General features: G+C 65.8%; 10 protein-coding genes and 1 pseudogene. 4 read left to right on the top strand and 7 right to left on the bottom strand.

What is annotated here, in order from left to right:
- A partial coding sequence (locus tag IPM80_20630; protein MBK8960757.1) for a hypothetical protein occupies window positions 1-212 on the bottom strand: 212 nt, incomplete at its 3' end.
- Here IPM80_20630 and IPM80_20625 point away from each other — a divergent pair.
- Together IPM80_20625 and IPM80_20620 are read left to right on the top strand one after the other, a co-directional pair.
- Window positions 181-948 carry a hypothetical protein gene (locus IPM80_20625; protein ID MBK8960756.1) on the top strand — a complete coding sequence of 256 codons (768 nt, stop codon included), beginning with the start codon at window positions 181-183 and terminating at the stop codon, window positions 946-948. The genes IPM80_20630 and IPM80_20625 overlap by 32 nt on opposite strands.
- 409 nt (window positions 949-1,357) lie before the next feature.
- A pseudogene (locus IPM80_20620) lies at window positions 1,358-4,484 on the top strand (efflux RND transporter permease subunit).
- 79 nt (window positions 4,485-4,563) lie between these two features.
- Here IPM80_20620 and IPM80_20615 read toward each other — a convergent pair.
- Both IPM80_20615 and IPM80_20610 read right to left on the bottom strand, forming a co-directional pair.
- On the bottom strand, window positions 4,564-4,920 hold the full coding sequence (locus tag IPM80_20615) for a hypothetical protein (GenBank protein ID MBK8960755.1): 357 nt from the start codon (window positions 4,918-4,920) through the stop codon (window positions 4,564-4,566).
- A 335-nt stretch (window positions 4,921-5,255) separates the two neighbouring features.
- Window positions 5,256-5,540 carry a CopK family periplasmic copper-binding protein gene (locus IPM80_20610; protein MBK8960754.1) on the bottom strand — a complete coding sequence of 95 codons (285 nt, stop codon included), beginning with the start codon at window positions 5,538-5,540 and terminating at the stop codon, window positions 5,256-5,258.
- A gap of 430 nt (window positions 5,541-5,970) precedes the next feature.
- Between IPM80_20610 and IPM80_20605 the strand changes: the two genes are divergently transcribed.
- Window positions 5,971-6,447, top strand: coding sequence for a DUF3237 domain-containing protein (locus IPM80_20605; GenBank protein ID MBK8960753.1), 477 nt, complete (start codon window positions 5,971-5,973; stop codon window positions 6,445-6,447).
- 76 nt (window positions 6,448-6,523) lie between these two features.
- On the opposite strand, the gene IPM80_20600 is transcribed toward IPM80_20605, so the two are convergent.
- On the bottom strand, window positions 6,524-7,834 hold the full coding sequence (locus IPM80_20600; GenBank protein ID MBK8960752.1) for an acyl-CoA dehydrogenase: 1,311 nt from the start codon (window positions 7,832-7,834) through the stop codon (window positions 6,524-6,526).
- Between the two features lie 25 nt (window positions 7,835-7,859).
- Window positions 7,860-9,200, bottom strand: coding sequence for a DUF1329 domain-containing protein (locus tag IPM80_20595; protein ID MBK8960751.1), 1,341 nt, complete (start codon window positions 9,198-9,200; stop codon window positions 7,860-7,862).
- Window positions 9,201-9,347: 147 nt separating this feature from the next.
- Here IPM80_20595 and IPM80_20590 point away from each other — a divergent pair, with 147 nt between their 5' ends.
- The gene (locus IPM80_20590) at window positions 9,348-10,418 is read left to right on the top strand and encodes an AraC family transcriptional regulator (protein MBK8960750.1); all 1,071 of its coding nucleotides are present in this window, start codon (window positions 9,348-9,350) and stop codon (window positions 10,416-10,418) included.
- Between the two features lie 16 nt (window positions 10,419-10,434).
- Here the strand turns inward: IPM80_20590 and IPM80_20585 are convergent, their stop codons facing one another.
- Both IPM80_20585 and IPM80_20580 read right to left on the bottom strand, forming a co-directional pair.
- Window positions 10,435-10,764 carry a LysR family transcriptional regulator gene (locus IPM80_20585; GenBank protein MBK8960749.1) on the bottom strand — a complete coding sequence of 110 codons (330 nt, stop codon included), beginning with the start codon at window positions 10,762-10,764 and terminating at the stop codon, window positions 10,435-10,437.
- On the bottom strand, window positions 10,761-10,955 hold the full coding sequence (locus IPM80_20580) for a hypothetical protein (GenBank protein ID MBK8960748.1): 195 nt from the start codon (window positions 10,953-10,955) through the stop codon (window positions 10,761-10,763). The genes IPM80_20585 and IPM80_20580 overlap by 4 nt, the downstream gene beginning before the upstream one ends.
- Window positions 10,956-11,511: the final 556 nt, after the last annotated feature.

Genomic DNA, 11,511 nt, shown 5'->3' with positions numbered 1-11,511 from the left:
GGCGAGCGCTTCAGCGCCGTCAATGAAGGCACGCTGGTGGTGACCGTCGACGTTGGCCAGGAGCGCGCCGAAGCGGCGGTCAGCTCGACGCCGCCCGCACCTTCAGACCTGGCAATTTCAAACTGAGCGCGGCGGGCCGCCACCGCCTGCGCCTGACGCTGACCGTGGGCGAGCGCAGCCATGTGCACGATCTGGGCGAAGTCGAGATTCACGCCATGCGCCGCGCAAGCCGCCAAGGCTCACCCCGAGGAAGACGAGGAAGACGGCAGCATCTCCTTCACCAAGGAACAACAATGGAAGGTCGACTTCGCCCACGCGCCGGTGATTGAACGCGAACTGCGCGAGAGCGTCGCGGCGACGCTGCGCCCCGTGGCTTCACGCGAGGCGCTGGTGAGCAGTCCGGCTGCGGGTGTGCTGGAGGGCGGCGCTTCAGAGAGTTTCCCTTACCTCGGCAGGTTTGAGCGCGGCCAGGTCCTGATGACGCTGGCAGGTGCCGCGAGTCGCAAGCGGTGTCGACCTCGCGACCCTGGAAGCCGATCTGCAGGCGTGCGCGCGCGCATCTCGAGCACACACCACGCAGGTCGTTCGACAAGCCGCGCGCGCGCGCTGGCCGACGCACAGGCTATCGCGCCATCGCGAGCAGCGGAAGCTGAACATGAGGCCGACATCGCCAGGACTGATCTGCGGCGCCGCCGAAGCGGCGGTTGGGTTTTCGGTTTGGCAGGTGCCGGCGGCGGCGTGCTGTTGCGCTGCGCGCCGCTGGCCGGCACGGTGGTCGAAGTGCGCACGGCAGCGGCGCGGCCGTGGACGAGGGGCAGGCGTGCTGGCATATCGCGGATCTCGGCCAGCTGTGGCTGCAGGCGGATATCTCGGAGTCGGACCTGGGGCGCGTCACGCAAACCGGTGGGCGCTCATTTCCGTGGTCGGCGCTGCCGCAAACGATACTGATTTGGCGGCACAACGCGCGCCTGGTGGCGTTCGGTGGTTGGTGGACGCGCAGACCCGCACCGCGCCCGCGGTCTTCGAGTTCGACAACGCTGACCGCGCCTTGCGCGCGCGCGGCATGCGGGTCGCGGCAGCGTATTCACGGGCAAGGTGCAGCGCACGTTACCTGCGGTGCCGGCGCGTCAGCCGTGATCGATGACAACGGCCAGAGCGTGGTGTTCGTGATGAAGGACGGCGAGGCCTTTGAGCGGCGCATCGTGCGTACCGGCACACGCCGCGACGGCGATTGGCTGGGTATCGAAGGGGGCTGACCGTCGGCGAGCGCGTCGTGACCGTCGGCGCCTACCAGGTGCGCCTGGCCGCCACCGCGCCGGCGGCCTGGGCCACGGCCACGCGCATTGAGGAGCACGCCATGATCGCATCAATCATTCGCGGCGCGCTGCGCAACCGCCTGCCTGTTCGCTTTGTCGGTGCTGTTGCTGCTGTGGGCGGATACCAGGCGAGCCAGATGGACGTCGACGTGTTCCCGATCTCACCGCGCCCGCCGTGGTGGTGGTGAGCGAAGCCCATGGCGTGTCGCCGCTCGAGGTCGAGAACCAGGTCAGCTTCACATCGGGGGACCGCGCTCAACGGTGCGCCCGGCGTGCGACGGGTGCCTCGATCTCGAGCGTCGGTCTGTCCGTGGTCACCGTCGAATTCGAGTGGGGGACGCCGTGGCCGGTGGCGCGCCAGACCGTCGCCGAGAAATTGCAGGTGGCGCGCAACGCCTTGCCGGCCGAGTTGCCGCCACCGCAGATGGCGCCGGCTGCCTCGGTGATGGGCGAAATCATGTTCATCGCGCTGGCCTCCGACCAGGCCAGCGGGACAGAACTCAAGACCACCCGCCGATACCGTCGTGCGCAAGCGCCTGCTGTCGGTTCCCGGCGTGGCCGAGGTGCTGACCATCGGTGGCGACGAGAAACAGTACCAGGTCACCCTGGACCCGCAGCGGCTGGCGGCTTACGACCTGCCGGTCGGTGATGTCATCGACGCCTTGCGCGCATCGAACGCCAACATGCCGGCGGATTCTACCGGAGCAGAACGGGCAGGAATATCTCATTCAAGGCATAGGACTCATTGCCAAGCTCGATGACATTGCCGAAACCCAGGTGGGCATGCGCGGCGGGCAGCCGGTGCTGGTCAAGCATGTGGGTGAGGTGGCAATCGGCGTAAGGGGCCGGTGCGCGGCACCGGCGCACAATGGCAAGACCGCGGTGATCTTTGCCATTCAGAAGCAGCCTGGCGTCAATACACTCGACCTGACTCACGCCCTCGATGCGACGTTTGCCAGCCTCGCGCCTTCGCTGCCGAGCGGCGCGTATCGAGTTGGCTATTTTCCGGCAGGCGGATTTCATCGAACGAGCCATCGACAATCTCCCTGCATGCCGTGCGTGACGGGCGCGGTGCTGGTGGTCGCCATCGTGTTCGTGTTCCTGTTGTCGCCACGCGCCACGCTGGTGACCTTGGTGGCGCTGCCGTTGTCGCTCATCACCGCACTGGTCACGCTCGCCGCATTCGGCGGCACGCTCAACACCATGACCTTGGGTGGTCTCAGCATCGCGCTCGGCGCGCTGGTGGACGACGCCATCATCGTGGTCGAGAACATCACGCGCCGCCTGCGTCAAAACGCGCAGCAGGCCGCAGCCGAGCGCAAGGCTGTGACCCAGGTGGTGTTCGATGCGACGGTCGAAATCCAGGGCTCGATCGTGTTCGCCACGCTCATCATCATGCTGGTGTTCGTGCCGGTGTTTTTCCTGGCGGGCGTGGAAGGGCGTCTGCTCGCGCCGCTCGGGTTCGCCTACGTCGTGGCGCTCGGCGCATCGCTCGCGGTGGCGGTCACGGTCACACCCGTGCTGGCGCTGACGGTGCTGGCCGGTCCGAGCGCCGGGCATGCGCACGAGCCGCGGATGTTGAACGCGCTGCAGGGCGCTTACGAGTCGGTGCTGCGGCCCTTGCTCAGGCATTGGTGGCTGTTGAGCGGTCTCGCGCTGGTTGCTCTCGCGCTCGCGGGCCTGGTCTTTCTGCAGGCCGGCCGCTCGTTTCTGCCTGACTTCAATGAAGGCAGCTTGACCGTCAACGTCACGACCCTGCCCGGCACCGAGCTCGCCGAGTCGGACCGCATGGGCAAGCGCGTCGAGGACATCCTGCTGTCCCATCCGGAAGTGGTGGCGACGGCGCGGCGCACCGGCCGCGCGCCCGCCGATCCCCATGCCCAGGAGATTTATGCATCGGAGATCGAGGCGAGCCTCGAGATGGGCAACACCAGCAAGGCGGCGCTCTTGAAGCAACTGCGCGAGGAGTTCGCGACCCTGTCGGGCATGAGCGTCGTGATAGGTCAGCCTATTTCCCATCGCATCGATCACATGCTGTCGGGCACGCGCGCCAACATCGCCATCAAGGTGCTGGGGCCGGACCTCTACGACCTGCGCCAACTGGGCGAACGCATCAAGTCGATCGCGGCCAGCGTGCCGGGCGCGGTCGACGTGGCGGTCGAGACCCAGGCCGATATTCCGTTCGTCATGGTCCACTTTCGGCGTGAGGCTATCGCGCGCCACGGTCTGCATATCGAGGAGGTCGGCGCCGCGGTGCAGGCGGCGCTGGCCGGTGTCGAAGTGACCCGCGTGCTGGAAGGGCAGGCCAGCTTCGACCTGGTGGTGCGTTATGACCCGGCGGTGCGTGAATCGCTGGACAACATCGCCGCCACGCTGTTGGTGACGCCGCGCGGGGCCCACCTGCCCTTGTCGGCGCTCGCCGACGTGCGCCGCGAGCGCGGTCCCAACCTCGTCAGTCGCGAGAACGTGCAGCGGAAGATAGTGGTCATGGCGAACGTCGCGGAGCGCGACCTGGCGAGCGTGGTCGAGGACATCCAGGCGCGGGTCAGCGCGGAGGTCAAATTGCCCACCGGCTATCACGTCGAATACGGCGGTCAGTTCGAGAGCGCGACCGAAGCTGCGCGCACCCTCAGTGTGCTGGGGGCGGCCGTCATCGCCGGCGTGTTCGTGCTGCTGTACATGGCGTTCCGTTCCGCCGTCGATGCGCTGCTGGTCATGATCAACCTGCCGCTCGCGCTGATCGGCGGTGTGGTCGGCATGGTGCTGGCGGGCAACGTGGTGTCGGTGGCGACGCTGATCGGCTTCATCACCTTGTTCGGGATCGCGACGCGTAACGGTGTGATGCTCGTTGCCCACATCCGACAGCTGCGCGAAGTCGAGGGCGTCGCCGACGCCGAGCAGGCGGTGCTGCGTGGTGCGCGTGAACGCCTCGTGCCGATACTCATGACCGCGTTGGCCGCCGGCTTGGCGCTGGTGCCCTTGGCGCGGGCGCTGGGCGAGCCGGGCAGCGAGATCCAGGCGCCGATGGCGATGGTCATCCTGTTCGGGCTGCTGTCGTCGACCGCACTGAACATGTTCGTGGTGCCGAGCCTGTACCTGCGCTTCGGCGCGCTGGGACGCACAGCGACGGCAGCACGCGCATCATCGCCAGCCGCAGTGGCGCGATAAGCGCTGCCGCTGAAATCGGCGAGACGGCTTGACCGGCGGGTGAACCACGGCCGTGCGCGCGGCGTTCTTCATCCGCCGGTCAAAGATCGATGCCCAGCGCGCCCAGCACTTTGATCATCGCGAAATACGCGGCGGTGGTTGCCGCGGCCGACGCCGCGAGACTCGCCCAGAAACCAAGCCCTGCGCGCAGCAAGGCCGGCAACAGTAGAAACAACACCAGCGACGGCAGCACCAGCCAGAAAATGCTGCCCGATAGAGACGAGATGCGCTCGACGTCGCCGGTTTCGACATAGAGCCACACGAACGCAAGCAAGGAGGTCAGCGGCAGGGAGGCCAGCAGCGCGCTTAAAAAAGTTGAGCGGCGCGCGATTTCGGAGATCCCGACTATGATGCCGGCCGATAGTGCGAACTTGATCGCGATCTGAAGACTGGGCATGTTCATTACGGCCTTGCCAGGCACTCCTGCATGCTCTGGCGTGGAGCGTAAAGCGTCGACGTGCGATTAGCCAGCTGAGGGGCGCGTGTTGGTTTTTGGTTTACCGGAACCTTTGCGCCACGCCGGGCTACCACAGGGTCGACATACAGCCGTTTCAGCGTGGAACCGTCCGTGTGCGGTCGACCAAGGTGCCGCAGCATTGATCAAAACCGGCCGGCATCGGTCACGGTCGCGAGCGCTGAAGTCGGGTCGGCCAAACAATTCGTTGTGCCGGCCCGATAATGCCGACGTCGTGTCGAACCCGTCCATGGGTACGCCACCTCGGCCTCTAAGCATCAATCATTTTTCAGCATCTCGCCGCCTTTTCCCGGTGCGCCCCAGCGGACCCAGACTTTCTTGTTCATCATGACAATCGTCTTGCCATCGGCGGTCTCCATTTCCTTGCCGTCACTCATCTGCATCGCCTTCCCATGGACATCCACCATCCTACTGGTGCCATCCGGATGAAGAAACAAGGTGGAACCGTCTTTGAGTTCGATCTTTTCAGCCGCCTCCTCAGCGGCATGGACTGCCGTGGTAGTTAAGAATCCAAGTGCGATTGCAAGAATTATCTTCTTCATGTTCGCTCCGTTTCGATCTTGATGGAGGGCGGGCGCCTCTGCGGCGAGCCGTCGAAACAAGTGTAGTCAAACCGCGATTGCGAGCTACGTGGTACGCGTCCCCATGGCCAACTAGAGTTCGAGCGGGATTGGCGCCAGCAAAACGCAGGGTCCTCGCCAAAAAGCGCGATTGAAGTCAGCTGTGATGCGGCGCTCGCCGAGGGCGCGCACCTGCCGTTCGCGATGGAGCATGTGCAGCACCACCTCGACCTTCGGATGGGGGGCGCGAAAGTCATGCAGGACGCGCGCAATGACATCGGGCTGTCGGGCGACCAAGAACCGGTCATCCGGCCCGCCCGGTGCGCAATACGACCAAGACCTTGTGTCAGCGGCCCCTGGACTATGCTGGTGGGAGAAGTGAGAACTCATCCACCCGAGAAGGAAAGCGGATATGCCTGGCTATGGCTTCAAATTCGAACTCGAGCACGTCACGTCGTACAACGCGCTACTCGCGCCTCCTGAAATGATCGGCCCGGTAGCGGAAGGATTGCGTCTGAATGCGTTCGTGACCGGCGGGAAGGTGGCCGGTCCTAAATTGAACGGCCAATTCCTTCCAGGCGGAGGAGACTGGCTCACCGTGCGGACGGACGGCATCGCGGTGCTGGATGTAAGAGCGACGATTGAAACCGATGATGGCGCCATCGTGTACCTGTATTACAAGGGCATCGGTGAGTGCGGACCCGATGGCTATAAGAATTTTCTCGAAGGCGCGCCATTTCCGAAGGAAGGGATCACGTTACGAACCAATCCATGGTTCCAAACCGCTCATCCGAAATATCAGTGGCTCACTCGCGGGTTCTTTCTGGAAGTCGGCGCCGCCTACCTTGACCGCGGCGAGGTCTGCTACGACATCTACCAGGTCAAATGAGGCCGGCCGCCGACGAGATGGCGGCCAAAAGCAAATGGGCGCGGCGGCAGGGGAGATACGCGCCGCGCCCACGGCTTCAGAGGAGATCGGGGCGAGCCAGGCCAAAGCCTCCCTTGATCGACAACAGTTCGTTGCAGCCGTCCTCGATGAGGCCGGCACGGGTGTCGCGCAGCAGCTTCTCCAGCGGGTACTCACACGTCATGCCGTTGCCGCCGAACATCTGCAGGGCCTCGTGGGCAATCTCGTACGCGGCCTGGGTGCAATGCACCTTGGCGGCCATCGCCGCGGACAGCGAGGGCAGCGCGGCGGTGGCGTTGTACTCCACCACGCGTCGCGCCAGCGCGCGGCTCGCCTCGAGCTTGCGATACATCTGGAACAGGCGATAGGCAATGTGCTGGTGCTTGATCAGCGGCATGCCGCCCTGGCGCCGCTGGTGGGCGTACTCGAACGCCAGTTCGTAGGCTGCGCGTCCGACGCCGGTCAGCCCGACCGCCATCAGGCCATTGGCCTCCTGGTGGATGGTGTAGACCGCGCGTTGGTAGAACTCCGGGCCGGCCAACAGGTTCTCGCGCGGCACTTCGACATTGTCGAAGAAGATCTCGCCCTGGTTCAGCGTGCGCTGGCCCATCTTGTCCAGCGGCTTGCCCTTGCTCACGCCGCGCGCGTCCAGCGGCACGATGACCACGCAGCCATGCTTGGTGTCGGGTCCCGCGCCGCTGTCGCAGGCGCAGAACAGCACGCATAGCTGGGCGATGGTGCCGTTGGACACCCACGCGGATTTCTGCCCGTTGACGACGATTCGGTCGGTCTTCAGCGTGGCGATGCAGTTCGGCCGCCCGTACTCGCCACGCGCGTGACGCGCCTCACCCTCGGGGTCGAGATTGTCGCTACCGTGGTCGGGCTCGGTGATCCCCCAGCAGCCGATGGTGGTCTCCGGCCAGCGCTCGGCCAGGTAGTCGTTGCCGAAACTGCGCGCCATGAAACGCGGAAAGGTCGCCGCGCCGACCGTGAACGCGAGCCCGACATCACCCCAGCACAACTCTTCGTTGACCAGGCACTGGATGCGTGCGCGCTGCAAGGGCGGCATGTTGAACAGCGCATCGGTGCTGAAGCCCAGTTCGTGGTAGCGGGCAATGAACGGCCACAGCGGCGAGTCGGCGGCGATCACTTGTTCCGGGCGCAGGCGGTCGAGCTGGCGACCGAGCGGGCGCATTTCGTGCTCGGCGAACCGATGCACGACATTCCATATCGCCTGTTCCTCTTCGCTGAGCGCCATCTCGGCGCCGAGCGGGCCAAGCGTCGTGTGCGGTGTCTCGGGCCAGCCGGCAATGCGCGTATGCGGCGCGGCTGCGCCCAGGGGCAGGAAGTTCTCGACGGGTACGGCCATGATGCTACTCCTTCGCGTCGCCTGTTCAGCGCCCGCTGTTGAGATCGGCGACGCTGAACACGCGCTCCAGGAACGCGGTCTTGGGCGGCGCATAGTCGGTCGGTTCGAGCACCCGCGCGACGTTGGCGGTCTGGTCACGCAGGTTCAGCACCAATGAAGAACGCATGCGCGAGGTGGTGAGACTGGGGTCGCCGTCGAGGGCGCCGTCGCCGTGGGCGTAGGTGCCGTTGATCACTTTGTACAAGCGCTCGTCACGGTCGTAGACCAGGGTCAGCGCCACGCTGAAAGTCTCGGCGTCGATGAACAGCACGCGCCGGCCATAGGGATGACCTTTCCAGCGCGGTACCGCTTCCACCACGTAACACGGGCGTAGCTGCCAGCGATCGAGCGGAATGGCGCTGAGCGGCCCCTGGGTCAGCACGTGCTCGTTGCGCGTATTGGAGACATAGGGCACGACCTTGCGCCCGAGGTAGCGCCAGGTGTTGTCCATCACCAGCCCGGCGTAGCCGCCGAAGTCGTCCAGCGTCCAGTTGGTGCCCATCCAGCTGTCGGCGCGCTCGCGGGCCGACAAGCGTCGTACGCGGCGCTCGGTCGGCAGGTAGGAATTGACCTGGTCACCCAGGGTCTGATCCAGCGGCCGTTCGAGGATGATGGTGGTGCCGGCGACATCGAACGGCGCCAGCACCTCGATGCGTTCCTTGAACAGCAGCCCGTCGCCGCCGCGCACCGGCAGGCGGTAGTCCTGCGCCGCGAGCGGCGCGAGCCCCGAAAGATAAGTGCGACGGTAGGACATGTGCATCTGGCGCTCGATGACACCTCCGCCGAGCAGGCCATCCGTCTCGGCCAAGGGCGCGGCGCCGCCGGCGCGGATATAGCTGATCAGCGTGTCGGGCGCATTGAAGCCGAGATGCTCCCAGCGATGCACGTGATCCCAGGCCACCATGTAACCGGCCGTCACGGCGTCGGCGCTCTCGATCTGCGCGGCCGTGAACGGCTGCCCGGCCTGATGGCCGGCCAGGCTGCCATCGTCGGCGATGCGCGCCTGGCCGGCGAAGCGAAGGCTCGCGTCCTCGTAGCTGACGTGCGGAGCGTAGTGCTGCGTCGGCTCGAGCTCGAACTCGAGCCCGGCGAAATCGAACTGGTCTTGGTAGCCGGGCGGTAGATAGGGGGCAAGTTCGGCCAGCCGTGCGCGGTCGTAGCTGCCGGGGGCGAGACCGTCGACCGGCGCCGCGGCGGCGTCCGTCAGCCAGGCTTGCAGGGCGGCGTGGTCGTTCGCCACGGCGATGGCCGGCGAGCTGAGCAGCATGACCGAGATCAAGGCGTCACACAGTCCGAACATGCGATTGAGCAAAGGCGAAACGGTCATGGCAGCGGTACTCCCGGGGTCTTCGACGGCGAATGGCGGTAGGCCGTGGTCGAAGTGTGCGGGGCGCGCTCAGTCGCGCGGAATGTCCGATCGCGAAAAAATCCTGTCGAAACGCGCCACGCGCAGCGCGTGGGTGGAGTGGTGGTGATGAGCGGACGAGCAGCGCGGCCTGAGCGCACCCATTTCGTGGTCGGCAACGACCTCGCCACGCCGGTGCGATTTGCCTATGGCCTGGGACCATTGATCCTGGTCCTCGAGGCCGCGGGGCACGACATCGAGCCGCTGCTGCTCGCGGCCGATATTCCGCCTTTCGCGCTGGAAGAACCGAGTTACCGCGTGCGCGTGGCGCAGGAGACGCTCTTCACCACCGAGGCGCTCGCGCGCCTCGCACGGCCTGACGCCGGCCTGCTGGTCGGTCAGCGCTACCACATGGTGACTTTCGGCGTGCTCGGTCTGGCCGCGGCGAGCGCGCCGACGGTGCGCGAGCTGCTGCGCACCCTGTTGTTCTACCCTCTGCTCTCGTGGGGAATGTGTCATTGCTCGCTGTGGAGCGAGGGCGCCCACGCCAACCTGCAGTTCGAGCCCCACGCGGCGGTCGGCGAGGCGCTGCGCTTCTATGTCGAACGTGACATCACCTGCACCGTGACCCTGCTGCGCGACATGCTCGGCGTGCGCTGTCCGCCGCTGCGGGTGCGCTTCCGTCACGCCGCGCCGGATGACCTGCGCCCTTACCAGCGCTACTTCGACTGCCCGCTGGAGTTTGGCGCCGCGGTCAACGAAGTGTGCTTCAAGGCCAGCGACTGGAACGTGGTGCCGCCGCAGGCCGACAGGCTGTCATTTCGCTTCTACGACAGCCAGTGCCGGCGCATGAGCGAATCCTTGCTGATGTCCTTGGACTATGCCGACGTGGTTCGCAGCCGCTTGCGCGCGATGGTGCCGATGCCGTCACTGTCGGTGCTGGCCGCGAACCTGCGGCTCACCGAGCGCACCTTGCAGCGCCGCCTCGCGAGCGCCTCGACGTCCTACAGCGAACTGCTGCGCGAAGTGCGCCTGGAGCAGGCCCGGCGCCTGATGCGGCGCGAGCGCGTGCACATCGATGAGATCGCCTATCGCCTGGGTTTCGAAGACGCCATCGCCTTTTCCCACGCGTTCAAGGAATGGACCGGCCAGGCGCCGCGCGACTACCGCCGCGCGCTACGCGAGGCGGGCGCGGGCTGATCCGGGTTCAGGCGCTTTACTCAGCGCTTTCGCTGCGTGGCCGGTATGCCGCGTACGACGTCGATGAATGCGCGCAGCAAGGGTGATTCGTCGTCGCGCCGAAAATCATGCACAGATCAAAACTCAGGTTGTCGCTCTTGGCCAAGGGCCGATAGCTCACGCCCGGCAACTCTTCCAGTTGCTGGATCTGGCGCGTCGGCGGCGGTTGCGACACGTGCAGCCGCTGCGCGGCGCCGCGAAAGCCTTTGTGCTCGACCACCGCCACGAAAGTGTGTGCTCGGCGTGGGTCAGATTCCGGTGCAAAGCAACACGCTGCGGTCCCCCCGCGCTCGCCTTCGGCGCTCAACCGGATCGCGCGCGGCGGGTGATTCGGCGCTGACGCAGTAGGAGGATGCCGCTCAGCCCACCCAGTAACATGGGCAAGGTCTGGGGGATCGGTACGGCCTGCAACACGACGTTATCGAGACCGACGGTATCGAAGTTCTCACCATCGTTGATGAACTCACCAGTGATCGAGAAGTGCGTAAGATTGGCCATGACGAGGTCGAAGTCGGCTTGCGCCGCTGCGTGAGCTGACAGCGGGTCGCCCGCCGGTTGGTAAACGTCATGCCGGTCCAGCCGTCTGCGTCGCTGTCGAATGTACTGCGTGATCGCGGCATGCGCTGCTGTACCGATAACGCGATGAGCAGCAACAGCAATGTCGCGTTGAGGGAAATACCCGATGAAGTCCGAGATTCTATCGATGAGTCCATGGCGCGCGTGCTCCTCCTATTAAAGTGATTCGGCAGACCGGGCGCGGCACCGTCGTTCCAGACTGGAAACGCCGACGTTTGAACAAACCCATGAGGCCCCCACCGCGCCGGCCACCAGGGCAGACTCGCCGGCAGCGGCACAGGTGCCATGTGCACGCCGACCAGCACGGCCGTGATCGGCATGGCCGGGAAGGCGCCACTCGAGCCGCCGCCTGGAAGCGGCACCACGCCGCTGACCGCGGCAAAGAAGAGCGAGTCAGCGCCGAGCGGAACGGCCAGCGTAGGCAACAGGACCGCGTCGAGATAGGCGATTCCGGTGGGCGAAGCGAAATCCGCAGAAG

The sequence above is a fragment of the Pseudomonadota bacterium genome, from assembly GCA_016719885.1.
Lineage (GTDB): Bacteria > Pseudomonadota > Gammaproteobacteria.
Note: the sequence above shows the minus strand (reverse complement) of the source record. Positions and strands in the feature narration are given on the sequence as shown.